We start from the raw sequence: 24,792 nt of genomic DNA, 5'->3' as shown, positions 1-24,792 counted from the left end.
CCTAATCAAGATTCTGGCGCACAAAACACGCTGTGAAGGCTCTGAATAAGGGCTTCAACACGTGGATCGGCGAGTGAATAAAAGACCTGTTGCGATTCCTTTCTAGCTTGGATCAATTGATGTTTTCTCAGTACGGTCAAGTGCTGAGAGAAGGCAGACTGACTCAGATTGGAGCCTTGTTGTAGCGCACCGACACCCACTTCGCCTTGAGTAAGCTGACACAACACCATCAATCTTTCCGGATGCGCCATTACCTTCAGTAAGTCTGCCGCTTCTACGGCGTTGGTTTGCATTTGAACTAAGTCCATCGCTCTCACCCATTAAACAAACACTACATCAGAGCTTACTTAACAATATAATTTAGTCAATACTAATTTAGTTATTTTAAATTTAGATAAATTAACATTAGACAATGCTAATTTATATCTCTATAGTTAGCGCAATAGCAAGTCGGCATTCAAGGAGATGGGTATGACATTGGAAAACGTCGTTCGAGTATTTGCAGGGATCATGGTTTTACTCTCTGTACTTTTAACCGTGACCGTAGATACTGGTTTTGTTTGGTTCACTGTTTTTATTGGTGCAAACCTGATTCAAAGTGCCTTTACCGGCTTTTGCCCAGCCGCGATGGTGTTCAAAAAGTTAGGTTTTAAATAGTTCGGAGTACACATGACTAAGATTGTAATTGTTGGCGGCGTAGCCGGTGGCGCTTCTGCTGCAGCTCGCGCACGACGCTTGAGCGAAAATGCCCAAATCATTATGTTTGAGCGTGGGGAGTTTGTTTCATTTGCGAACTGTGGACTGCCTTACCATATTGGTGGCGATATTAAAGAGCGCAGCAAACTACTTTTACAGACACCTGAAAGCTTCCTCGCACGTTTTAATGTCGACGTTCGTGTCATGAACGAAGTCGTGTCTATCAATCGACAATCTAAGTCTGTTACGGTTAAAAACCTCTTGGATGGTTCTGAGTACACCGAATCCTACGATTTCTTACTCCTAAGCCCTGGAGCGGGTCCAATCGTTCCTCCAATCCCAGGGATATCGAATCCGCTTACTCATTCCTTGCGCAATATTCCGGATATGGATCGTATCCTAAACACGATACAAATGAATAAGCCTGAACACGCTACGGTAGTCGGAGGCGGATTCATTGGTCTTGAAATGATGGAGGCATTTCATCAGCTCGGAATTAAAACGACGCTTGTTGAAATGGCAGACCAAGTGATGACGTCCGTGGATCGCGAAATGGCAGGCTTTGCTCATGCAGAAATTCGACACAAAGGTATCGACTTGAAGTTAGGAGTTGCACTAGAGTCGATTGAATATGCACCTAATGAACATATTGCCACAATGGACGCTGGCGAAAACGAAGATCATCAGCACATTGAAGGTGAGTTAAACCTAACATTAAACAATGGTGAAGTCTTAAACACAGACATTCTTATCATGGCGATCGGTGTTCGCCCAGAAGTGAAACTCGCTCAAGAAGCAGGGCTTCAAATCGGTCAGCTTGGTGGCATCTACACCAATAACATGATGCAAACCAGCGACCCTAGCATTTATGCGGTAGGCGATGCCGTTGAAGAAAAAGACTTTGTCACAAACGCTCAAACCTTAGTACCGCTCGCCGGCCCGGCTAACCGTCAAGGTCGTATGGCTGCCGACAACATGTTAGGCCGAAATGAAACCTATCAAGGCACACAAGGGACGGCGATTTGCAAGATTTTCGATTTAGCGGTCGCATCAACGGGTAAAAACGAGAAGCAACTAAAACGTGATGGCATCGATTACGAAAAGGTCTATGTCCATACCGCTAGCCATGCGAGTTACTACCCAGGTGCCGAAATCGTATCGTTCAAGATGTTGTTCGATCCAAAAACAGGCAAGATCTTTGGTGCGCAAGCAGTGGGCAAAGATGGTGTCGATAAACGAATTGATGTGATGGCGGTTGCCCAGCGAGCAGGCATGACGGTTGAGCAGCTTCAACACTTGGAGCTCACTTACGCTCCGCCATATGGCAGTGCAAAAGATGTGATCAATCAAGCCGCTTTTGTGGCAAACAACATCATTAAGGGTGACGCCACTCCGATTCACTTTGATGAGATGGATTCGTTAACAGATGATCAGGTGCTACTTGATGTGCGTAATCCAGGCGAACTTGAAAATGTTGGGTTCATCGACGGTGCGATCAACATTCCGGTCGACCAATTGCGCAACAGAATGGATGAGCTGCCAAAAGACAAGGAGATCATTATCTACTGTCAGGTAGGATTACGTGGCAACGTCGCCTATCGCCAACTAGTCAACAATGGATTCAAAGCGCGCAACTTGCTCGGTGGCTACCGCACTTACAAGTTCGCGACCGCCTAACGACTTCCTATTACTACACTGTGCAAACTTTGGGGGCTCTGAGAGCCTCCTTTTTTGTCAATATTGACGATTATTGATCGAGATCATTTTTCATTATTATGTGTAGGGTTATTTTTAATCGTGATAACCAATAATTAACAAGGAAGAAACAAATGGAATTAAAGAAAGATGCTCGCTGCTACACCGATGTGTGCATTCAAGGTAAATGGTTCCACCATGATCATTGTACTTCCACCGCCTACATGCTTAAAGGTGGTGCTGAATGTATGGTGGAGTTGGCTCGCACTCCGGAAACAGAGAGCGAACTGATCCAATTGATCAGTGACCAATTTTAGTGACAAGGTAAGCTACCTTTTTGTAACAACCTTTTTAACCTGTCATTAAACCGTTATAAAAACCACATCTAGTTTTCACATCTCCTCCATAGAATTCGCTCAACTATTCATGGAGGACTTATTTTGTTTACTCACACTCGACTTGCCCTATCCGTATCCGTTGCAGCACTCGCTCTCTCTGGTTGTACCCAAAGCCAACAAGCCGCCTTTTCGATGTCTTGCCCAACCCCAAGCAAAATTAGCGAAAGTGAAAGTTCGCTATCAGGGTTAACGTTGGTAGGTCGTTATATTGCTGACAGTCCATTTGACAGCTCGGCAGCGGAGATCGTCGACTACGATGACTGTCATGACCAATTATTGGTGGTGAATGCGCAAAGTAAACGAGTCGACGTATTGCAACTCGACGACACTCAACAACCGAGCTTAAAAACCAGTTTAGATCTGATGGCGGCAGGCGAGTTAGCGGGGATAGAGATCGGTGCAGCGAACAGCGTTTCGACCTCAAGCGGGCTGATTGCCGTCGCGATTGAGAACCAAATCAAGCAACAAAACGGCATCATCGCACTTTATCGCACTGACGATTTGAGCCTCGTGACAACCTTCCCTACAGGTGCGTTACCTGACATGGTTTCGTTTTCACCCGATGGACGCTACATCGCCACTGCAAACGAAGGAGAACCCAGCAGCGATTACTCCATTGATCCAGAAGGTTCGATAACACTTGTTGATTTGCAAAACGGCGTTGATAACGCTGAAGTGACGCAAATTGGGTTTACCGAGTTCAACCGAGGTGGCGCTCGCCATACTGAGCTGGAGAAACACGTCAGAATTTCAGCTCCAACGGCGACAGTGGCTCAAGACCTTGAACCGGAGTACCTAACATTTGGCAAAGATGGATACCTTTACGTCGCGTTACAAGAGAACAATGCGTTAGCTAAGGTAAACCTAAGCCAAAAGCAGGTTGAACGTATCCTCCCTCTTGGAGAAAAGTCTTGGCAAAATGTCCAACTAGACGCTTCTAACAAAGACAAGATCGTGGGCAATTTCCAACAGTATCCATCACTGGTTGGCTTGTATATGCCTGACTCTATTGACAGTTATCAAGTCGATGGAAAAAGCTACATACTCACGGCTAATGAAGGCGATGGTCGCGAGTACGGATTTAAAACCACCCAACAAGTGTGCGAAGCAAAAGGTTTTGAGTGGGATGAAGACGACTACAGTCAAAGTGAAGACTACGCAAATAAACAAGGCTTCTGTATCGCTTACAGTGATGAGTTAAGAGGCAAGAAACTTGACGTTGACGCCGCTCACCCACTACACCAAGCACTCAAAGACAATAAGCAATTAGCACGCTTAAAAGTTATTGCACCGAGTCAGCCAGTTCAACCCCAAGAAAGTATTCGATCTTTCGGCACCCGTTCCTTTTCTATATGGAACGATGAAGGCCAGCGGACCTATGACAGTGGAGATCAGTTCGCGAATATTATTTCGTCTCTTTCACCGAGTACATTGAACAGCAGCAATGATAGCAACCGCAGTGCTGACGATCGCAGCGACGATAAAGGCGTAGAGCCAGAAGCAATAGAAGTCGCTAAACTCAACGGGCGTCACTATGCTTTTATTGGTTTAGAGCGTCAGGGAGGCATTATGGTCTATGACGTAAGCAATCCTGAAGATGCCATGTTCTTGCATTACAGCAACAATCGCAATTTTGCTCAACCGGTCTGTACTCAAATTGAAGATGGAGAATGCGCTAATGGTCAATACAATCCACAAGCGGGAGATTTGGGGCCAGAGTCCATTCACTATTTCAGTCGAAACGGCCAACATCTTCTTGCGGTTGGTAACGAAGTGAGCGGTACAACTTCCATTTACCGAATAGACTTCTAGGGTGTCGATAATCACTTTATCAAGGCGCTATACGGGCGCCTTGATTCTTATACCAACTCTAACCTTCTGTAAAATCGATAGAATTTTAACCTGTCAGCGTACATCTTCGCACTAATTAGCACTTTTATAAAAAATTTTATAGCACATATTTATATTTCTGATATATTCCTCAACTCACCTTAATGATAATTATTATCATTAGCATTGTTAAGTAGGGAGTAGGCAGCAATGGCGTTGACAAGTCAGGCAGATATGGCGCGAATCGATCACATGTATCAAGAACACCATAGTTGGCTGTCGGTATTCATTAAACGTCGCCTCGGTTGCCCTGATGCCACCGCGGATTTAGTCCAAGATACCTATTTGCGCTTGCTAACCAAAGGCAAACTTCCCGAATATAAAGATTCTCGAAAGTACCTTACGCACATCGCTAAAGGTCTTGTCATTGACCTTTACCGTCGCCGCCGAGTCGAAACCGCCTACCTTGAGCTTCTTGAACAAGAACCTTTACAAGTCTCCGGCTCTCCAGAAGAACATGTGATTGTCGTTGAAGCGCTAGTCGAAATCGATAGCCTACTACACAAACTGCCCATCAAAGCTCGTCAAGCACTGCTAATGCGTCAACTTGAAGGCAAAAGCTATAAAGCTATCGCACTGGAGCTCAATGTCTCCGTATCTTCGGTTGAAAAGTATGTCGCCAAAGCGCTGCAAGGTTGCATGATGGCAATGTTGGAAGAGGGTTAACCATGGACCCTATATCTCGCGACTCCATTGAACAAGCATCACTGTGGATGGCTAGGTTATGGGCAGACGACGTTACGCAACAAGACCGTGATGCTTTCCACTGTTGGAAATCCGCCGCACCTGAAAACGCAAAAGCTTGGGAGAAGTTAGAGCTGGTTCAGCAAAAATTTGCGCGTGTTCCACAAAGCAATCTTAGCCGACGAGTCTTAGCAACAAACAAAAACGGCATCAGCCGCCGCCAGATGTTGATGCTTGGTGGGGTTTCATTTGCTTCTCTCGGGCTCGGTTTATCCGCGTATCGCCCTGCCCCACAGGGAGCTGAATTTGCTACCGTAACGGGAGAAATGAAAGCGCTCACCTTAGCAGATGGAACTCAACTGGCCCTCAATACGGATACGACCGTTTACGTTAATTTTAACCACCAGCGACGTGAGCTTTACTTGTCTCACGGCGAAATCCTAGTGACCAACTCACATCACACCACCCCGCTTCATGTCGCAACATCGCAAGGTCGCGTTCGCCCCATCGGTACGCGTTTTGCTGTGCGCGAGTTTGACGCTTCAACGCAAGTCTGTGTCTACGAAGGCGAAGTTGAGTTGCAACCTTTGTTGGGTCTTGGTTCTCCTCACCTTCTCGCAGGCGAGTATGCGCATTTTAATCGCCGCTCAGTGGCAAGTATTGAAAAGAACCAAACCCACGACGCGCTTTGGTTAGAGCAAAAAATACAAGCTCAGGCCACACCACTGACTGAGTTTATTCAAGAGCTGGCGCGCTATCGCAAGGGGATTTTGAGTATCGACCCGTCGCTGAAAACGCTCAAATTAACGGGGGTGTTCTCTACCGAAAACATAGACCGAACGCTCTACAACATAAGCCAGATCCTTCCTATTGAGCTGCATTACCGCACCCCACTTTGGGTAACGATAAAAGCCAGAAGCTAAATTTTTACGGTTTTCTTAATCTCGTTCGGTGTAGTCATCAGTGAGATTTGATACCGAAAAAGGAAACAACGGTGAAACATAATCATCGACGTCAGTGGCTGACTCTGCTTATCAAAGCCAATTTAGGGATATCGGCAGCCCTACTCCCCTATTCTATCTATGCGGAAGTAAGCCAAGAATATAGTATTCCTGCTGGGACTCTAGACAGTGTGCTCAACCAATTTGCCTTGCAATCCGGCGTCGAGTTTTATCTCAACTCCGCTCTATCATCCGATCTATATAGCCAAGGTTTACAAGGGCAATACGACCAGTCGCAAGCGTTAAACCATCTGCTGAGTAACACCGGTTTGATCGCAGAGAAACAACAAGACGGCGTGTACTACTTATCCTCGATTGGCGAAGGGATGACATTGGATGCCATTCAGGTCACAACCAGTTTCGAAAACGCTTATCAACGCGACATTGCTGGCAGTGACGATGTCTACGATTACGATGCGTCAACCGCATACATTGGCAAGCAAGATATTGAAAGATTCAAAGGCACCAACGCGGCAGATCTCTTTACCGGCGTGACTAACGTTCATAGTGGTGAATCGCGTAATGGGGGTGGCAGCATTGATCCTAACATTCGTGGTGTTCAAGGCTTTGGCCGAGTCCCTGTCGTTATCGATGGCACGGAACAAGCGATCACGGTTTACAACGGTTATCGAGGCGCATCCAACCGCAATTACATCGATCCAAACTTAATCGGCAGTATGAAAGTGTACAAAGGTGCTCAACTGAGTTCTGACATTAACACCTCGACTGGTGGCGCCGTTCAGGTCACAACGTTACAACCTCAAGACATTGTCGAAGAAGGTGAAACATTCGGCATAGAGTTGGTTGCAGAAAGCAGCAGCAACGCCATTGAGCCAAATAAAGCACGTATGCATACTGGAAAACGCTGGCAAGACGTACCTGTGTACTCAGCGTTGGGAGGCGTACCATTGTACGACGATCCCGAAGTCCGTTTTCAGACGCGCGATAACAAAAGTGATAACCCTTTTGATGGTGAAGACACCGCATATCGCCTTGCTCTAGCGGGAATTAAACCAAAATTTGAATGGGTTGCTGCATACGCCTATCGAAACCGCGGCAATTACTATTCGGGTACACGTAAGTCAGATTTTTATGATCAACCTTATGAAAATGGCAATGGCGATTTGGTCGCGGGTCGTAATCCTCTTCTAGAGCCTGAACATTTAGCTAGGGTGCACTATCCAGGTCATGAAGTTCCAAATACGTCTTCCGAAATGGAGTCGATTTTATTCAAGAGTACGTTCAACATTGATGACTTCAATAAACTGCAATTTAGTGCGCGTTACACCAATAGCATCCATGGCGAAATACTGGCAAGCCGCTCAGACTACCGAAACGCTGATGGCTTAGCACAATGGCCTCTGGGCAATGCGAAAATACAAGCCTATAGTTTGAAATTTCGCACCAACCCCAAGAATCCTTACCTCGATTTGAGCACCAACTTGTGGCTGTCAAAATCTGAAGGAGAAAGCAATACGGGTTACGGCTTTCCTAATTTTACTTGGGCAGACAGTGACACGCCTGATGTGATCATTAACACGGCGACCATTGAGCGTGAAGAGCAGCGATACGGGTTCGATTTCAGAAATAAAATGCTATTAAGCAGTTCGGTGGATGTGTCTTTTTCTGGCAGCTATCAACGACACGAACTTATGCCCAAACAAGGCCTCGATTATACGATCGATTACTATGATGGCCCCGTTAGAGCAGGCCAACGAGACGAATATAATGGCTCTGCAAAGCTAGAATGGCGCGCGACAGATTCTATAATCTTTGATGCTGGCGTCCGTTTTATCTCTTATACAGCTGAAGACTATTACATCGAAAATCGACTCAATGCCGGCGAGCTAAATACGCTTAAAGAACTGCGGGTTCAGGGCTACGACGTTACTTATCAAACACGAGAAGAGTTCGCCCCTGAAGAAATTACCCAAAACATCGCCAATGCAGAGCATGAAGTGCGAGCCTCGTTTACGAAAAGCAATCTCAATAAGGAAATCCTTCGTCTACAAAACCTCATTGCTCAATTTCCGGGGCAAGCCGACCAACACAATGCCAGATTGGCGGAAAGACAGAACGAACTGGCTAACTTTGACAATGTGTTAGCCAGTAAGGTTTCTCAAGCCACCAGCGAAGCTGCGAGCAACACAAGCTTTGTTCTTGAACACCAGTCCAAATGGCTTGTGAATGACGACAATGAGTTGTCTGTCGCCGAGAATGCCTGTTACGCCGCCATGCAGCAAGCAAACTATGTCGAAGGCAGTTGTAAAGCGAGCAGTTTTCTTGACGATAACGCCTACAATACCGATTACAAAACCAGCGGTCATGGCTGGATGCCCTCTGCCACTGCGACTTGGCTGATCGATGATGACAGTCGCTTGTACGTGCGCTACGCAGAGACCTTGCGCTTCCCAAGTCTATTTGAAAGTACCAGCGGATTTAGCGGCGTCACGAGTGGTAGCGCCCCCCTCGAAGCCGAGCGCGCTAAATTATTCGAGACGGCTTATGTGCATTACTTTGAAAACGCGACTGGCAAGATCACCTATTTCGATCAAACCATTGATAATGTGATGGATCGCGAGCGGGATGGTTACAAATTCTCCAACCTTGATAGCCAACGAACCAGTGGAATTGAATTAAATGGACGCTTTGATAACAGCGATTACTTCGCCGATGGCTCGTTCGCTTACAACTTCCGTAATGAAGTGTGTGATAGCCACTCTGCAGCCGTCGGTTTTGTGCAAGATGTCAGGGCGGGAAATTCTCCTCACTATGAACGCTGCTCTCGAGGCGGGTTCAGTGAAGACAGCTACCTCGCGGCGCACGCTGCCCCGGAATACTCAGCCAGCGTACTACTTGGTGCTCGCTTTTTCGATCAAGACCTAGAAACCGGCATTAGAACCAATTACGTTTCAGGTAGCCACAAAGATGAAGTCATTAAGCGTACTGATGTCACAACCTATGATGCTTACATAAAATATGACTTTACCCGATCAATTACCGGCGAGTTGATAGGCCGAAATTTGAGTGATGTGTACTATCTAGAGGCAGGGTCCGTTTCTGGCATGCCAGCGCCAGGTCGAACGATTACCGTGAAACTGAGTGGCCGCTTCTAAACTAAAACGCCTTATTTGAGGCGTTTTTTTCTATCTGCATTACGGGTTTTCCATTTTCACACGGTAACAGCAGTGAAACTTAATAATTCGACTCTGCTCGCTTAGCTCTAAGAACAACGCAGACGCATACAGAACTTTAGGATGAACTCAATGAAGTCAACATTTAAATGGACCTTACTCTCACTTTCTATTCCAGCCTTAATCGCTTGTGGTGGCGGTGGTGGCTCTGACAATGCCGATAACACTCCAGAAGTGAAATCAAACAGTACGGCTATCATTGCCGCTCGCAGCTACGCTAAAATCGGTGACCGAGTTCGATTAGATGGCGCTTCTAGCCAAGGCGACACCGATTCTATGCTCAGTTATAACTGGTCAATTACCGCAAAGCCAGACGGAAGTACTGCTGCACTGAATGACTCAATGGCTGTCGCCCCCTACTTTGCGCCAGATCTCGCTGGTAACTACACGGTCGAATTAACCGCAACAGCTGGAGACAATCGTCACACTACCTCTTACAACATTGAAGTCAGCGACGAAAACACCAATGTTCCACCGGTAATTATGCTGGAAACACCAAACGCGCTTGCCTTAGAACAAACCATCTCTCTCAATTCGAATAGCTATGATGCCGATGGGGATATTCTCAAGTATCAATGGGAAATCACCTCTGAACCAGAAGGCGCTGATACAAAATTAACGGGCAGTGATAGTTCTTCAGCTCAGTTCTTCGCAAAAACAGCTGGCGACTATACGTTACGCTTAACCGTGAATGACGGCTACGAGGCAACGGAGAAAGAATTTACATTACGCTACTCCGCAGAAAATGTAGCGCCTGTTGCCATCGCAGGTAACCCGCAAACATTTGAACTCGGCGCACAGGCTCAACTCGATGGCTCAGCCAGCTTTGATGGCAATGACGATGCAATCACCTACACGTGGCAGTTCGTCTCTAAGCCTGAAAACAGTACAGCTCAACTAAGCAGCACTACCGAAGCGCAACCAAGCTTTACCCCAGATCTTATTGGTGACTATGTGGTCGCTTTAACAACCTCTGATGGTGAATTTAACAGTAACACTGACTATGTGAGAATTACGGCGACTGAAGTCGGTTCAAGTGATCTGTTGTTTGTAATGGATGATTCGCAGCCCCAAAGCGTTGGTACCGTCATTAACATGGTCACCGTCAACATGACTATCGAAGGCGATGCTCCAGAATACATCCTCCTTGGCGAGTTTACGGTCGAGGCCAAAGGTCGAGACTATGCCATTGAAGAGACTACAGCGTTAGAGGCGAATGCACTCATTGAGGGGAAATTGACAGGACTTGAGAAAGGACAGACTCTCTATGCGGGAGATAAGGCTCGCATAAAAATGTATGCAAAACCGACCTTAGGGCAAGCGACCCAGATGTCCTATGCGATTACATTTAACCTAGCTGAATTGCGTTTTGTAAACGTTGCCTATCTATTCACTTCTAACTAAAACCACCCAAATTCAAAAAAGCGCGGATTTCCGCGCTTTTTTTTACGGTTTTTCTCAACTCATCCGGTATAGAGGGAAAGAGATGATGCGCCCGTAATTAAGATGGGATTTGCGTTAGTAATGGAATATAAAATGAACAAAAACACTCAGTTGGCTTTCTTCCTTGCTTCTGGGCTGCTCGTTACAGGTTGTAATGGTGGCTCTGGGAGCTCAACTCAAACATCTGATAATGTAACCACCAATAAAGCGCCGATTGCGATTGCTGGTATTAATCAGCAAGTTAAACAAGGCGAGCGCGTACAACTCGACGGTACGTCCAGTGTTGACTACGACAAGGATCTCATTACCTACCAATGGCGGTTCGTTTCAACGCCTCATGGCAGTTCAACCGCACTCGAAAATACTAAGGCCGTCAACCCAAGCTTTGTTGCCGACGAGATTGGGACCTACCTGCTCGAACTCGTCGTGAGTGATGGTAAAACCACCAGCCGCCCTAACCAAGTCAAGATTGTTGCAATAGCCAAAGAGGATAACTCTCCACCGACGATCAACCTCTGGCAAGATCAAAGTGAAAATTTAGCCAAATACTACTTTCTAAACTCGGGAGCTCGAGATGCCGATGGCGATCAGCTCTACTTTACTTGGGAGATCATCGATCAGCCTGAGGGCAGTCAACCTCAATTGGACACTCCAAACAACGAGTTTGCTCGATTAACCACAGATACAGTGGGAGACTATCAGGTAAAAGTGACCGTCACAGACGGTTACGACAGTGTGAGTGATACGACAACCGTTTCCTTCTACTACGAAAACTTACCCCCTGTTGCGGAGGTGGGGTCTGCAATGCTGGCGATAGAAGGCATGACCATACCGCTTGACGCAAGCTTAAGTCGGGATCCAAACTCTGACCCGATGACCTTTAAGTGGAGCTTTACCGTCAAGCCAGACGGCTCTAACGCCGTGATTAATGACCCATCTGCAGCGGTCACCAGCTATGTGGCCGATGTGAGTGGAGAATTTGCCGCAACCGTTGAAGTCAGTGACGGCGAGTTTAGTGACTTCCCATACAGAGCCACATACGTTCGTGTTGCCCCACTCAATGGTCCACATGCGAAAGTCTTCCTCGACCAAGCGAGTGAACCGCTGCTTCTTCCTTTCAAGCAAAACCTGACGATAGATAAAACCCAGCAAACTGGTGCCCTGCCCGACTACTACGAGCTGGGCAGCTACACATTTGAAGCCGTCGGCAGAGACATCACAATCACAGCTACCTCCGTCGGTGACGCCAGTAATGTCGTTTTACCTGTAATCAAAACCGACTTTGCTACGATTCGTGAAAACGACGTTTACGTCATCGCAGCGGGCAGCCGGGAAACTCTGAGGTTTCTCGTCCCACCCACAGGCGGGCAACACACTCGGCCGACGTTTGCACTCGCCTGGAGTTTGAATGGACCCAACGACTTTACAATGGTTGAGCGGGTGGGCTCTAGCTATCAGTTTATCAGCCAATAACTTTCTCCCCCCTATTTTAAACGCTCAAACAATTTGAGCGTTTTTTTGTTTTTGATTACGGGTTTTCATCACCGCTTCGGTATACCCAATGAAACCGAGCGAGATGTCTGTCGCGCGCACCGGACAGCTTGTTCGGTTTCACTCACAAAATTAGATCCCAAATCAAAAGGAATAAAAAATGAAACCTATTCAACTTTCATGGATTGCAGCTGCCTTTCTAGGTCTTAGCCCTCTCGCTCAAGCTGGTTTTGACGGTGCGATTAGCGACGACTCTTTACGTACAGTTGGCGAATCAAAAATATGGGTCCCGTTTTTCCACTCAACAGGCAAAGCTGGTATTGGGTCTGCGGCAGACAAAACCGTCGACTTTGAAGGCTTAGCGGGTAACGTCTTTAGCAGCGACTACCGTAATGACGGCGTACATACTTCTGGTAGCAAACACTTTGGCTCTTCCCATTACAATTTTGTTCAAGTTGCTAACCAAGACATTTGGTTTGGTGAGTGGTACCAAGGTACGCAAGACGAAAGTTTTGAAAACCGCACGGTTTACTACATCGGTGATGATACAGGCACAACAGTACCGACTAGCGGTACAGCTTCATACAACATTACTGGTATCAACAAGTTCAGCGGTGCTAACAAGCTGACGGGTACAATCAACGCCGACTTCGGCGCGCAAACTTTAAGCGGCAACATGTCTAACACTGCTTTGACGGTTAAAGTTAACAGTAACATTGATGCGGCAACCGCGTCATTTGCAGGAACAGCGGAAGCAACTCTAGCTGGCGTTACAACTCAGGGTGCTTCACAAGGTCACTTCTTTGGTGCTAACGCTGCGTCACTTGCTGGTATCGCAACATTTACTGAAAACAGCGACCTAGACACAGCCTTTGGTGGTGAAAAGAAATAACGCATTAAGTCACTGATAAGAAGCAGCGCCTGCTGCTTCTTTTTTCTTGTTGGAATCGATAATGACTCGCCACTACACCACTTCACTGCTTATGTTATGCAGTATTCCCTTTTCAACTCACCTTTACGCAGACGCGCAAGATACTCGCTTAAGAATTGAGCAGCAAGATGCCTTAACCGCGCAAAAAAAAGAAAGCAAAATACTTGAAGAAGAACGAGAAAAGGAACAAGCTAACACCCAGCCAGCGACCCCTTTAAATATCGACCTCAATGACCCAAATCAAGTCGCTCAAGCCCTCTATCTATCCGTCAAGAATCAACAGTGGGATTCTGTTGAAGACCTTCTTGACCTATATCGTCAATTTGAACACGCCGATCCGTTACTTGTGCATTACGCTCAAGGTGGTGTTTACCGCGTCAAAGGTGAGCTAACCAAAGCTGAGCAAGAGTACACGGCATTACTTGTCTATCAAGCCGACTTTTTACCTGCAAAACTAGAGCTCGCTCGAGTCTTGTTTGAAAACAACAAAAACTCTGATGCGCAAAGCCTGTTTGACGAAATAGCGCTCGCACTACCCGCTGATAACCCACGTTCTGAAGGTGTACGAAAAACCATTGATGCCTTCACTTTAGCGCTAAACACTCGAGATGCTTGGAGCGGCTCATTCAGCCTAGGCCCTTCTTTTAACGACAACCTAAACAGTTCATCCGAAAGCTACACTTGCCTGCTGCGCGACAACGTCGGTCAATGCATTATCGATAGAGTGACTCCAGACAAAGAGCGAGCATACGGACTTGATTATGAGGCCAGCTTAAACAAACGCTTCTCCTTATCCGGGCACCACGGCATTGTTGTACAAGGACAAACCTACGGCAGCCAGTACCGTCACCATGAAGATTACAACGAAAACACCTCACGTATCGCTCTCGGTTACAGCTATCACAGTCAAGCTCATCGCATTTCGCTCTCACCTCAGTTCGAATACAACGGGTTTGGAGGCAAGACTCTCTATTTGGGTTCGGCCGTCAAAGTCGATTGGCTCGCGACGCTCAATCGCCAAAGTGCGATAAAATTTGAGACAAAAGCAGAGTATCAAGACTATTTACCTAAGCAACTTCACTATCAATCAGATTGGCAATTTTCTTCCCTTGCGACCATTTGGTATCAGACATCGAATAAGTGGCTACTTTTTGGAGGTGTAGACTGGACAGACAAACGCAACAAGCAAAGCGTCCACGCGTATCAGGTTGTTGGCGCTCGCGTTGGTGTCAACAAATCCATTGACTCACTAATAGATGCCAGTCTTTTTGCGTCTTTCAGAGACCGACGTTACCAAGCGTTTAGCGCCCTCTTAGATGAGAAGCGTCATGACCAAGAACAGAATTACACCTTAATTTTGTCCTCTCCCGTGTTCAATTTCTATGGCATCACACCTTCATTAAGTTGGACCCACAAGCGAGTAGAAAGTAACGTAGACTGGCTTTACACCTACCAGCAAAATGAAGTGTCACTTAAGCTGGTCAAAAGATTTTAACTTTTTTCCATTAGCGATTACGGACTTCGCAATCTCGTTCGGTGTATCTGTTATAACAATGCAGCAAATGGATGTTTGCTGCCTAACATGACCCAACGAGCAACTATAATGAACACGCTTTTTTTTCGTCTATCGTCAGCATTTTTTCTACTGATCGTTACTTGTCAGGTGAGTGCGCAAGGCGACACCTCGGCTTCCCTTAATCAACCCGTAACTGAACAACAACTGGCTCCTCCATCTAATCCATTAATAACCCACGATCTCTCTCCCATGGGCATGTACCATGCTGCAGATTGGGTTGTAAAAGCAGTGATGATTTCCTTACTGCTCGCCTCCATCGCCTGTTGGGCGGTCTTCTTTACAAAACAAATTCAGGTAATGTTCGCTAACCAGCGTACTCGTAAGTTACTCGCGAATTTGGTGGTCAGCGAAAGCCTCACTGATGCAGAACACGCACTGAGTCAGCACAAAGGCAACGAGATCGCTTTAATCACAGCCGCACAGCATGAAATGCACATGTCATCTTTAGGCGCTACGAGTGAAGACGGAATAAAAGAGCGAGTACAACTTAGACTAGAACGCGTGCAAGCAGAACTCGGACGCAAGATGACCTCCTTGACTGGCGTTTTAGCGACGATAGGTTCCGTGAGCCCATTTGTCGGGCTATTTGGTACCGTGTGGGGGATCATGAATGCTTTTATCGGCATCGCAAAAGCGAAAAGTACCACGCTCGTTGTCGTCGCACCAGGTATCGCTGAAGCGTTACTTGCAACCGCAATCGGATTGATTGCTGCGATCCCAGCGGTCATGATGTACAACTACTTCACGCGCTACATCGCTAAATATAAAGCGCTTGTTGCCGACACCTCGGTTGCCACTATGGTTCTTGTTAGCCGAGATTTAGACAGACAACAGGGCCACTCGCTCACACCAGAGCTAAAAAAGGTGGTGTAACTGATGGCATTTAAGACCTCTTCCGATGGCGATGAAATGGTGGAAAACCACGACATTAATGTCACGCCGCTCGTCGATGTGATGTTAGTGCTACTCATTATAGTCATGGTTGCTGCGCCTTTGGCGACAGTAAATGTTCCGGTTGACCTTCCTTCATCGAGCGCAGAGCAGGCTCCTCCACCAGAGAAACCTTTTTACTTAACCGTACAAAAAGATCTCTCCCTGACCATTGGGGAAGAGCAATCCGTGACAATCGAGGGGTTAAAGCTTGCCCTGGACAGTGCACTCAACAGTAGCGACCAACGAATTTTTCTTCGTGCCGATAAAGAGTTGAGTTACCAAGATCTCATGACCGTCATGAATGCGTTAGTCGCTTCAGGTTACAGTCAAATTGCTCTGGTAGGGCTAGAAACCCCTTCGGAGTCAGCACAATGAGTCTTCTTGCCGACCCAAGACTGCCTGTGCGTGGCTTCAATTATCATTGGTTGTTTCTCGCGATAGCAGCAAGCTTTTCACTGCATTTACTTGCCGTAGTCGTCTATATGTGGACCCCCAGCTATGACTTTGCGCCTCCTCCGCAAGCTGCGCCGATTGCGGTCTCTATTGTCGCGCCACTCGCGACAAGCAAAAACAAGTTAGACGCTGAAAATGTTGGCCAAGAGCAGCACGAGGTAATTCAAAAGGCTGCACACAAACCGATTATTGAGCCTGTTATCGAAACGCCAGCAAAACCCGTTGTACCCGTCGTTGAATCACCGAAACCTGCGCCAATTGTTTTACCGGCTAAACCCAACAAGAAATTGATTGATAAAAAGCCAGCGGTCAAACCTCAGCCCAAACCTAAAACCGTAACCAAAGACGTTGAGCCATCTGCTGAGCAAAAGCAAATCATTCAACAAGCGCAAGCTCAGCCAAAGCTAAAAACCAGTAATATCGCCAATCAACAGAGCGCACTGCGTCAAGGGCAGCTTTCAGAGCAAGGTAAAGCAGCCAATGTAAGTTGGAAGCAAGCACTGCACGCCCACTTAGAACGAGAGAAACGCTACCCGCGAAAAGCAAAGAGACTAAAAAAGCAGGGAATGCCTGTCATTCGATTTACCATGAATCGCCAAGGCAAAGTCCTCAACGTAGTATTAGTGAAGAGCTCAGGAACAAGCTCGCTTGATAAAGAAGCGGTTGATTTAGTTTATCGAGCACAACCACTCATAAAACCACCCAATACAATTAGCGGAGATCAAATCAAACTGACATTGCCGATTAATTTTTCTTTCTAATTTATTAATTTTATTTTCCATAAAAATAAAAGGCGCGAACGAATCGCGCCATTATATTTATAGTTTTGTTATTGGCTGTATTTCTACCGTAAAGTTTTTAATTCCATATTCTTCTAGTTCAGCATCGCTTAATGAATAATTAGTAGAGCGCTTGCTTCGAGTAGAGAGTGGAATCGTTTCCCCATAACGCACATTAGATCCAAAAGAAGATTCAGCAAAAAATTCGCCTGTTATTTTAGTCTGGATAGGCCTTAATAACTGTCCTAGTACGTTGCGAATATCATCTTCGCCATATTCTCTTAACATCCACGGCCAGTCCCATTCATTATTAGTCGCCGGAATATTACGATGCTCATATTGATAACGTAAGTCTTTGCTCTTACCGCCTGCGCGACCAATCATCCACTCTGCGGTATAAGTCGGTCGATCTTCTGGATGATAGCTAAGTGCATTCCCAGACCAACGCATAAAGCCCGTCATACTTGCTTTGTAACTCAATTCAGCGCCAAAAGAGTACGGATAGCTGATAGAAGAGCGGAACACCTCCATAAAGACTTCTTGTTTCGTATTTGGTGCCACATTAACCACTATGGTGTTGGAGATGCCTTTGGTTTCACCTTCACCATCAGTGGAGGCCCAGCTCTGATTCGCACCGACCTCAATAGATAGCTCAGTTTCACCAACCAGAGGCCATTTGAATTTGTTCTTTGTCGTCACTTTCTGACTCAAGCCATAAGTGTCTGTTTTTGACCAACTGGTTGTTTTCTCGTACTTAAATGTGACTCGATACTGTTGCTCTAAGTCGGACTCATTCGTCACTAATTCTGATCGTCGACCAATAAGGTCCCGGTCTGATTGAGTAATTGACCCCGCTTTAAACGTCTCAGGATCAATACGATACTCAAAATCAGAAACCGTCATGCGTAACCTATCTTTACAGCGATGTCCTTCACAAGAGCCACTGTCATCCGCATTAATACGATAAGTGCCCTCTCCATCTGTAGTAATGATCATATCATCGCCAACATACTTACTGCCCGTACCACCAGCCCAACCAAAACCTAAGTAGTGAGCAAGCAGTGCGAGAGGTTGATAAAACTGTCGGTCATTCACTAGGTGCCATTGGGTATAATCTTCATCGTTTTCGGCTAACTCCATTGGCGTATAAACCGGGATACTATGGTCGGGCGGTGTAACGTAGGTACACCAAGTGGTTCCTGCCAACCTATCTTGTTTAATCGTGCCATTGTATCCTGGCCCCATTAAAACATAGCCATCAGAGAGGTTCGTGATTTGCCATTGACCCATTCGAGCGACTATTTCTGATTTGATCGGCATAAGTTCATGTTGCGAAATGGCTCGAAAACCATCATCACAATACTGACCTTGCAGTTTCACATCTAAAATATCTACGGCTGCACTGCTGGATACACTATAAAGTGCTCCTACGATAGACAGCGTTATCAATGACAGTTTAGTAACGTTATTATTCACGGAATATTCCTTTTAGTTTTTATTATTGGATGACTCTTGTCACCCACAACATATGTATTATTAATTTGGTGAATAATGAATGGTTATCTTTTAGACATTGACTAAAAATCACAGCTTAACAATATATATAATTAAACAATTGCCAACTTATATCCCGATTGATACATTAAAGTTTAATATACTTACATTAGAATATAATAAATTATGCAAACCTTAATATCCAATTTCTAATTTAGGAGTTGCATTGAAATCATAATCTAATTTAGTTAACACTAATTATTTATTATTTGATCTTTCTTCAATAAACAAATCATTGATGGCAGTTATGCTTTCGAACCAAACAGTTTTGAGTAATATCTTTTATAGAGCTTAGGCTCTAACAACTAAAAGAGAACTCCTATGAAAAAAACTTTAATTATGGCTAGCGTTTTCGCAGCTCTCCCAGCTTTAGCCAGTGAGTTACCAACGACACCAGAAGCGGTAACTGCGGCTTATTCAGAATCAGTACAAAATGATCAAACGTACACCTACGTGAGATGTTGGTATCGACCTGCCGAGACCCACGACGATCCCGCTTCAACTTGGGAATGGGCAGTGAAACCAGATGGCAGTTATTACACTATCGACGGTTACTGGTGGTCGTCGGTATCCTTTAAGAACATGTTCTTTACCTCAACACCTCAAAACGAAATCGAGCAACGTTGTAAAGAGACGCTAGCGGTCGATCATGAAACAGCTGACATGCTTTACTACGCATCAGATAACCGTTTTTCGTACAATCATTCTATCTGGACTAACGACCAAGCACCGACTGACAAGATCAATCGCGTCGTCGCCTTTGGCGACAGCCTTTCTGATACAGGTAACCTGTACAACGGCTCGCAGTGGGTTTTCCCTAACCGAAATTCATGGTTCTTAGGTCACTTCAGCAACGGCTTGGTGTGGACTGAGTACCTAGCAAAAGAGAAAAGCCTCCCTCTATATAACTGGGCTGTAGGCGGCGCAGCAGGCACCAATCAATATGTCGCATTGACAGGTATTTATGACCAAGTGACCTCTTATCTCACCTACATGAAGATCGCCAAGAACTACAACCCAGAAAACACCTTATTTACGTTAGAGTTCGGTCTTAATGACTTTATGAACTATAACCGTGAAGTCTCAGACGTTAAGGCCGATCTTAGCAGCGCTCTCATTCGATTGACTGATGCTGGCGCCAAGCACTTGATCATGTTGACCTTACCTGATGCCACTAAAGCACCTCAATTTAAATACTCGACCGACGAAGAAATCACCAAAGTACACGCCAAGATTGTTGAGTTTAATCAGTACATAGAAGAACAGGCAGAGCTGTACAAATCTAAGGGTATAAATGTCGCCTTGTATGATGCGCACTCTCTATTCCAGTCAATGACAAGTCATCCTCAACAACATGGTTTTGAGAATGCTTCGGATGCCTGTTTGAACATAAATCGCAGCTCTGCTGCCGACTATCTGTACAGCCATAGCTTTACTGATGATTGCGCCTATCACGGCTCTGATAAGTATGTCTTCTGGGGTGTGACCCACCCTACCACAGCAGCACATAAATACATCGCCGACAACATCATCGCAGAGCAATTTAACCAATTCCCATTCTAATCAATGGAGGGTAGTCACTGTCTTATCGGTGGCTATCCTTTCATTTCAACTTACCGCTAAACCAGAGATTAGCTCGTTTGCAGTGTTCCCATTACAAGCGCTTTAACGTTCACTCAGTTAAACGGTTGAAAAACACACCAATCTCGCCTCAAACAGCAACATTCACCACTCTTTGATGTAATAAAAGTGAAAGCAAACTTAAACGATTGTGATATGATGCGGCAAAATTCTTAACTCACCATTCAAAATGAAGTTTCCTGGACAGCGCAAATCTAAGCACTACTTTCCTACACACGCTCGCGACCCATTGATTAATCAGATGAAGCAGACACCTAAGCTTTATCGTCCGATCATTGTCGGTGTTGGCCAAACCATCGTTGATATCGAAGCTCGAGTCGATGATGAGTTTTTAGCGAAGTATGAGTTGAGTAAAGGACACTCTCTCGTCTTAGAAGAAAGCAAAGCGGATGCTCTATATGATGAACTTGTTGAGCGCGGTTTAATCACCCATCAGTACCCGGGTGACACTATCGGCAATACACTGCACAACTATTCAGTACTTGCAGATAGTAAATCTGTACTACTGGGGGTTATGTCTCGTAACATTGAAGTCGGTTCGTTTGCTTACCGTTACCTATGCCGTACCTCTTCACGTATGAACTTGAACCATCTACAAACCGTAGAAGGCTCTATCGGTCGATGCTACACCTTGATTTCAGAAGATGGTGAACGCACTTTTGCAATCAATGAAGGCGAGATGAACAAACTTCGTCCTGAAAGCATTCCAGAAGACGTGTTCGAAAAAGCGTCAGCGCTTGTCGTATCATCCTACTTGATGCGTGGAAATCCAGAAGACCCAATGCCACAGGCCGTCGCTCGCGCGATTGAAATTGCTAAGCAAAACAACGTCCCTGTCGTTCTAACACTAGGAACCAAGTGGGTAATTGAAGGTAATGCGGAGTGGTGGCAAGACTACATTAGAGAGAATATCTCTATCGTTGCGATGAATGAGGAAGAAGGCCACGCACTTACTGGCGAATCTGATCCCCTTCTTGCTGCAGACAAAGCGCTCGAGTGGGTTGACCTTGTTCTTTGTACATCTGGACCGGTTGGTTTGTATATGGCGGGTTATACGGAAGATTCAGTTAAGCGTGAAACTGAGTTACCACTATTCCCAGGTAACATCCCAGAGTTCAATAAGTATGAGTTCAGCCGTGCAATGCGTAAAGCTGACTGTGCAAACCCAGTTAAGGTTTACTCTCATATCGGCCCATACTTAGGTGGACCACTCGAGATCAAGAATACCAATGGTGCTGGTGATGCTGCGCTTTCAGCTCTGTTACACGACATGGCAGCGAACAGTCATCATTTGATGAACGTGCCAAATTCATCCAAGCACGATCAACCTTACATGACCTATTCGTCACTGTCACAGATCTGTAAGTATGCAAACCGAGTTAGCTACGAAGTGCTTACCCAGCACTCTCCACGTTTAGCACGCGCATTGCCTGAAAGAGAAGACAGCTTAGAAGAAGCCTACTGGGATCGATAATTTTCCGTTTCAGCGATAAAAAGCCAGCAATTTGCTGGCTTTTTTTGTTTTTTAAGCCAGTGTCCGTATCATGCGTTTAACGTTTAATCCGGGCTTCTTGACCACTAGGTAGACTGCGACTGCCGCGAGTATAAAGCCGAGTAGCCCAAGCAAATCGAATGACTCGCCAAACAATAGCCAAGCTTGCAACGCCGTGGTTGGCGGCACTAAGTAGAATACCGACGCTACGCTCGATGATGCCCCCTGCTTGACCATATAAAGCAGAAGCAAAATTGCAACACATGATAAAACCACAACCAGCCACAATAAGGTCAAAATAAACTCTGTCGTCCAGTTGACTTGCATCGTTTCAAATTGATACGCATAAGGTAAAAATACCACCGCCGCGGCTAGGTACTGCACCATGGCACTGCCTACCATGTCAACGTACTGACAATAGCGTTTTTGGTATAGGGTTCCTAAAGTAATTCCTATTAGAGCGAGCATACACATCATGATCGCTTCAAACTTATGTGTGTCTGATTGCCATTCCATTTTCCCCATCAAAACAAGGAAAATACCGAGTAGCCCGAGACCTAACCCCATCCACTGAGACAGTCTAAAGTGATGCTTTGCCACAACAACCAGCAAAACCGCGGTAGCGATAGGTTGGATACCGACCAGAAGCGAGCTCAATCCAGCTGGCATACCTAATCCGATAGCCGCATACGTTCCACCCAAGTAACATCCATGTATCAAAATCCCTACGACGCACGAATGCAAAAAGTCGCGACCAGTCGGGACTCTTCTTCTTAAAAACGCTATCAAAAGGATAAACACCGCAACATTGGCGAACATCCTGATGGTCAGAAGCGTTGCAGGCTCTGCGTACTCAAGACCAAATCTGGCCCCCACAAATCCAGAAGCCCACAGAATGACAAATACAAATGGGATTGCTTTTAGCCACATAACTTAACTCGATAATTATTTGTTAACTGCACTAGAATATTGCTACTGTAGATGGGCACAGATATTTTAGTAAGTGACAGATATGACAGGTTTAATGGGTACAGATAACAAAACATCGATCACTAAGTATCAACAGGTCAAACATTTTATTGTCAATGGAATTGAATCTGGTGTGTTTCAACACGGCGATAAACTACCCTCAATCCGCCAACTGGGCATTGAGTTAAGCGTCAGCAAAAATACGGTGATTCGTGCTTATCAAGAGTTAGAAGCGCAAGAATGGATATCGGCAGTACCTAAATCGGGTTATGTTGTCCAAAGTCAAACCGCGCAAGTAACCCAAGCAATAGCCCCGAAACATGTCGACTTACTCGGTATCTGTAAAGAGTTTTTAAGCTACCCAAATCACAAAGAGCGCTTACCCTGCGGCTCTGCACACCCAAACATTGATGCCCCAGCGATCACATCACTTTACGCTGAAATCGGTCGGCATGCGCGTATGCAGCCCCACATCGCAAGCCACTATCAGTTACCACCGGGCGACGACTTACTCATCAAACAGTTAGCCAAAATCACTCAAGACACAGGAACCAACGCATCTTTATCGGACGTTTTCATCACCCATGGAGCTCAACAAGCCATAAGCTTAGCGCTGAGAGCAACAACAAAACCTGGTGATATTGTCGCGGTCGAGTCACCCTGTTACTTCGGCAATTTGCTGCTTTTAGAATCTTTAGGCTTAAAAGCCATAGAAGTACCAAGTTGCCCTAGAGATGGTATGTACCCGGAAGCCCTCAAAGAAGCGATCAAGCAGTGGGATGTTAAAGCGATAGTTGTCACTCCGAACTTTACTAACCCCACAGGCGCATTGATGCCTGTGGCTCACCGCGAAAAGCTTCTTACGTATTCTGGTGAGATCCCCATTATTGAAGACGACGTTTTTGGCGGTTTGAGCTACCAAGCTCCTCTCCCTAGCTTGTATTCGCTAGATGACAAAAGAAGAGTGATCTACGTGAACTCTTTATCAAAGAATCTAGATTCACGTTTACGTTTGGGGTGGGTTCTGCCAGGCAAATATCACCACCAGATTGAACAAGGTTTGTTGTGTGATCATATGGGAAGCTTAAACTTAATGCAGTCTGCCGTTGCGGCTTTCCTCTCGTCCGGTAAATACAAGACCCACACATCAAAAATGATAAGACTGTATCAGGGGAATGTTCGGCGATTTCTCGCGCTTTTTCAACAGTCGATGGATACGCGCAATCTGCGCCATCAATATCGAGTGTATCCGGTACATGGTTCATACCTACTTTGGTTTGAGTTGCCTCAGCATGTCGATTGCTACCAAGTTTACCAACAGTGTAAAAGCCAAAAGCTAAGCATATTACCCGGCTCTGTTTTTGCCACTCAAAACCAATTTAACCATTGTTTTCGCATCAGCGTAGCAAACTTTAGTGCTGATACTGATTGGCAGCCAGCACTGAACTTGTTGGTTGAAATCCTTCAAGAGCACATAGAGAGACCTTAGTCTGATTATCACACCGAAACGGCATATCAGCGTGCGCTGTTCACGAATCCATACTCGAGAAAGTGAGTAGTTTCTTACTCCTACCTGGGTGAAACATTGAATTGCTTCCCATTATTTGGACAAATCGCTATCTGAACCCATGGGGAAAAGGTAGGTTAGACTAAGATAGAATAGCTAGTAACCGAACGTACTAGTAGAATTTACAACTGATAAAACCTATAAATAACTGCGACTTAGTCGCCCTTTGCTGCTGTAGGAGAAAATCCTAATGAGTCATAACAATAATGATGAAACCTTGTGTTGCCCACTTTGCGGAAGCGATGAATACCTGTTGTCAGAGAAAAACAGTATGCTTTGCGCTGAATGTGGCTCATTTTTTGAAGATGTAGATAAAATCGCCATCCATCAGGCGTCGATTCAACTTCTCGTTCATCAAAGGCTTACTCGTGTGGGTACCAGTCATGCGTATCACTAATAAAAACG

At 45.7% G+C, this 24,792-nt stretch carries 21 protein-coding genes; 18 read left to right on the top strand and 3 right to left on the bottom strand.

All coding sequences use genetic code 11. The annotated features are described in order from the left end of the window. Nucleotides 1–5: 5 nt before the first annotated feature. Complete coding sequence (locus tag RH45_RS08660) at nt 6–308, bottom strand: ArsR/SmtB family transcription factor (protein WP_008076173.1); 303 nt, start codon at nt 306–308, stop codon at nt 6–8. 163 nt (nt 309–471) lie between these two features. On the opposite strand from RH45_RS08660, the gene RH45_RS08655 reads away from it, so the two are divergent. From RH45_RS08655 to RH45_RS08590, 14 genes are all read left to right on the top strand, one after another. After that, nucleotides 472–657 carry a YgaP family membrane protein gene (locus RH45_RS08655; protein ID WP_008076171.1) on the top strand — a complete coding sequence of 62 codons (186 nt, stop codon included), beginning with the start codon at nt 472–474 and terminating at the stop codon, nt 655–657. A gap of 12 nt (nt 658–669) precedes the next feature. Continuing rightward, nucleotides 670–2,373, top strand: a complete 1,704-nt coding sequence (locus tag RH45_RS08650) for an FAD-dependent oxidoreductase (RefSeq protein WP_008076169.1) — start codon at nt 670–672, stop codon at nt 2,371–2,373. 152 nt (nt 2,374–2,525) lie between these two features. Continuing rightward, nucleotides 2,526–2,708 (top strand): hypothetical protein, encoded by a 183-nt coding sequence (locus tag RH45_RS08645; RefSeq protein ID WP_008076168.1) that lies wholly within the window; start codon nt 2,526–2,528, stop codon nt 2,706–2,708. A 123-nt stretch (nt 2,709–2,831) separates the two neighbouring features. Next, nucleotides 2,832–4,601 carry a choice-of-anchor I family protein gene (locus RH45_RS08640; RefSeq protein WP_008076166.1) on the top strand — a complete coding sequence of 590 codons (1,770 nt, stop codon included), beginning with the start codon at nt 2,832–2,834 and terminating at the stop codon, nt 4,599–4,601. A gap of 228 nt (nt 4,602–4,829) precedes the next feature. Beyond that, the gene (locus RH45_RS08635) at nt 4,830–5,345 is read left to right on the top strand and encodes a sigma-70 family RNA polymerase sigma factor (RefSeq protein ID WP_008076165.1); all 516 of its coding nucleotides are present in this window, start codon (nt 4,830–4,832) and stop codon (nt 5,343–5,345) included. Between the two features lie 2 nt (nt 5,346–5,347). Then, complete coding sequence (locus RH45_RS08630) at nt 5,348–6,286, top strand: FecR domain-containing protein (protein ID WP_008076163.1); 939 nt, start codon at nt 5,348–5,350, stop codon at nt 6,284–6,286. A 71-nt stretch (nt 6,287–6,357) separates the two neighbouring features. After that, nucleotides 6,358–9,480 carry a TonB-dependent receptor gene (locus tag RH45_RS08625; RefSeq protein WP_008076152.1) on the top strand — a complete coding sequence of 1,041 codons (3,123 nt, stop codon included), beginning with the start codon at nt 6,358–6,360 and terminating at the stop codon, nt 9,478–9,480. Between the two features lie 150 nt (nt 9,481–9,630). Then, nucleotides 9,631–10,962: a PKD domain-containing protein gene (locus RH45_RS08620; protein WP_008076150.1), complete on the top strand. Its 1,332-nt coding sequence runs from the start codon at nt 9,631–9,633 to the stop codon at nt 10,960–10,962. A 132-nt stretch (nt 10,963–11,094) separates the two neighbouring features. Beyond that, entirely contained in the window at nt 11,095–12,474 is a 1,380-nt protein-coding gene (locus RH45_RS08615) for a PKD domain-containing protein (protein WP_008076148.1), read from the top strand. 178 nt (nt 12,475–12,652) lie between these two features. Next, the gene (locus RH45_RS08610) at nt 12,653–13,384 is read left to right on the top strand and encodes a Slam-dependent surface lipoprotein (RefSeq protein ID WP_008076146.1); all 732 of its coding nucleotides are present in this window, start codon (nt 12,653–12,655) and stop codon (nt 13,382–13,384) included. A 61-nt stretch (nt 13,385–13,445) separates the two neighbouring features. Beyond that, a complete protein-coding gene (locus tag RH45_RS08605) occupies nt 13,446–14,918 on the top strand; it encodes a surface lipoprotein assembly modifier (protein ID WP_008076145.1) in 1,473 nt (490 codons plus the stop codon). 108 nt (nt 14,919–15,026) lie between these two features. Then, complete coding sequence (exbB, locus tag RH45_RS08600) at nt 15,027–15,872, top strand: tonB-system energizer ExbB (protein ID WP_008076143.1); 846 nt, start codon at nt 15,027–15,029, stop codon at nt 15,870–15,872. 3 nt (nt 15,873–15,875) lie between these two features. Next, complete coding sequence (gene exbD, locus RH45_RS08595; RefSeq protein ID WP_008076142.1) at nt 15,876–16,307, top strand: TonB system transport protein ExbD; 432 nt, start codon at nt 15,876–15,878, stop codon at nt 16,305–16,307. Then, nucleotides 16,304–17,146 carry an energy transducer TonB gene (locus tag RH45_RS08590; protein WP_008076141.1) on the top strand — a complete coding sequence of 281 codons (843 nt, stop codon included), beginning with the start codon at nt 16,304–16,306 and terminating at the stop codon, nt 17,144–17,146. The genes exbD and RH45_RS08590 overlap by 4 nt, the downstream gene beginning before the upstream one ends. A gap of 57 nt (nt 17,147–17,203) precedes the next feature. Here RH45_RS08590 and RH45_RS08585 read toward each other — a convergent pair whose 3' ends face one another. After that, entirely contained in the window at nt 17,204–18,640 is a 1,437-nt protein-coding gene (locus tag RH45_RS08585) for an aerolysin family beta-barrel pore-forming toxin (protein WP_008076140.1), read from the bottom strand. 399 nt (nt 18,641–19,039) lie between these two features. Between RH45_RS08585 and RH45_RS08580 the strand changes: the two genes are divergently transcribed. Together RH45_RS08580 and RH45_RS08575 are read left to right on the top strand one after the other, a co-directional pair. Continuing rightward, nucleotides 19,040–20,281: an SGNH/GDSL hydrolase family protein gene (locus RH45_RS08580; protein WP_008076139.1), complete on the top strand. Its 1,242-nt coding sequence runs from the start codon at nt 19,040–19,042 to the stop codon at nt 20,279–20,281. Nucleotides 20,282–20,528: 247 nt separating this feature from the next. After that, nucleotides 20,529–21,833 (top strand): inosine/guanosine kinase, encoded by a 1,305-nt coding sequence (locus tag RH45_RS08575; protein ID WP_008076135.1) that lies wholly within the window; start codon nt 20,529–20,531, stop codon nt 21,831–21,833. Nucleotides 21,834–21,884: 51 nt separating this feature from the next. Here the strand turns inward: RH45_RS08575 and RH45_RS08570 are convergent, their stop codons facing one another. Continuing rightward, nucleotides 21,885–22,781: a DMT family transporter gene (locus tag RH45_RS08570; RefSeq protein WP_008076133.1), complete on the bottom strand. Its 897-nt coding sequence runs from the start codon at nt 22,779–22,781 to the stop codon at nt 21,885–21,887. 94 nt (nt 22,782–22,875) lie between these two features. Here RH45_RS08570 and RH45_RS08565 point away from each other — a divergent pair, with 94 nt between their 5' ends. Next, complete coding sequence (locus RH45_RS08565) at nt 22,876–24,309, top strand: aminotransferase-like domain-containing protein (protein WP_039958396.1); 1,434 nt, start codon at nt 22,876–22,878, stop codon at nt 24,307–24,309. Between the two features lie 268 nt (nt 24,310–24,577). Continuing rightward, the gene (locus RH45_RS22925; protein ID WP_008076130.1) at nt 24,578–24,784 is read left to right on the top strand and encodes a hypothetical protein; all 207 of its coding nucleotides are present in this window, start codon (nt 24,578–24,580) and stop codon (nt 24,782–24,784) included. Nucleotides 24,785–24,792: the final 8 nt, after the last annotated feature.

Origin of the sequence: Vibrio sinaloensis DSM 21326 (genome assembly GCF_000189275.1) — a bacterium.
Taxonomy (GTDB): Bacteria; Pseudomonadota; Gammaproteobacteria; order Enterobacterales; family Vibrionaceae; genus Vibrio; species Vibrio sinaloensis.
This window is presented reverse-complemented; position numbering and strand designations above follow the sequence as displayed.

Coding starts and splice junctions, on each gene's coding strand:
- RH45_RS08605 (WP_008076145.1), top strand. CDS start 13,446: ATGACTCGCCACTACACCACTTCACTGCTTATGTTATGCAGTATTCCC.
- RH45_RS08575 (WP_008076135.1), top strand. CDS start 20,529: ATGAAGTTTCCTGGACAGCGCAAATCTAAGCACTACTTTCCTACACAC.
- RH45_RS08660 (WP_008076173.1), bottom strand. CDS start 308: ATGGACTTAGTTCAAATGCAAACCAACGCCGTAGAAGCGGCAGACTTA.
- RH45_RS22925 (WP_008076130.1), top strand. CDS start 24,578: ATGAGTCATAACAATAATGATGAAACCTTGTGTTGCCCACTTTGCGGA.
- RH45_RS08610 (WP_008076146.1), top strand. CDS start 12,653: ATGAAACCTATTCAACTTTCATGGATTGCAGCTGCCTTTCTAGGTCTT.
- RH45_RS08645 (WP_008076168.1), top strand. CDS start 2,526: ATGGAATTAAAGAAAGATGCTCGCTGCTACACCGATGTGTGCATTCAA.
- RH45_RS08620 (WP_008076150.1), top strand. CDS start 9,631: ATGAAGTCAACATTTAAATGGACCTTACTCTCACTTTCTATTCCAGCC.
- RH45_RS08630 (WP_008076163.1), top strand. CDS start 5,348: ATGGACCCTATATCTCGCGACTCCATTGAACAAGCATCACTGTGGATG.
- RH45_RS08655 (WP_008076171.1), top strand. CDS start 472: ATGACATTGGAAAACGTCGTTCGAGTATTTGCAGGGATCATGGTTTTA.
- RH45_RS08580 (WP_008076139.1), top strand. CDS start 19,040: ATGAAAAAAACTTTAATTATGGCTAGCGTTTTCGCAGCTCTCCCAGCT.
- RH45_RS08565 (WP_039958396.1), top strand. CDS start 22,876: ATGGGTACAGATAACAAAACATCGATCACTAAGTATCAACAGGTCAAA.
- RH45_RS08590 (WP_008076141.1), top strand. CDS start 16,304: ATGAGTCTTCTTGCCGACCCAAGACTGCCTGTGCGTGGCTTCAATTAT.
- RH45_RS08650 (WP_008076169.1), top strand. CDS start 670: ATGACTAAGATTGTAATTGTTGGCGGCGTAGCCGGTGGCGCTTCTGCT.
- RH45_RS08615 (WP_008076148.1), top strand. CDS start 11,095: ATGAACAAAAACACTCAGTTGGCTTTCTTCCTTGCTTCTGGGCTGCTC.
- RH45_RS08635 (WP_008076165.1), top strand. CDS start 4,830: ATGGCGTTGACAAGTCAGGCAGATATGGCGCGAATCGATCACATGTAT.
- RH45_RS08570 (WP_008076133.1), bottom strand. CDS start 22,781: ATGTGGCTAAAAGCAATCCCATTTGTATTTGTCATTCTGTGGGCTTCT.
- exbD (WP_008076142.1), top strand. CDS start 15,876: ATGGCATTTAAGACCTCTTCCGATGGCGATGAAATGGTGGAAAACCAC.
- exbB (WP_008076143.1), top strand. CDS start 15,027: ATGAACACGCTTTTTTTTCGTCTATCGTCAGCATTTTTTCTACTGATC.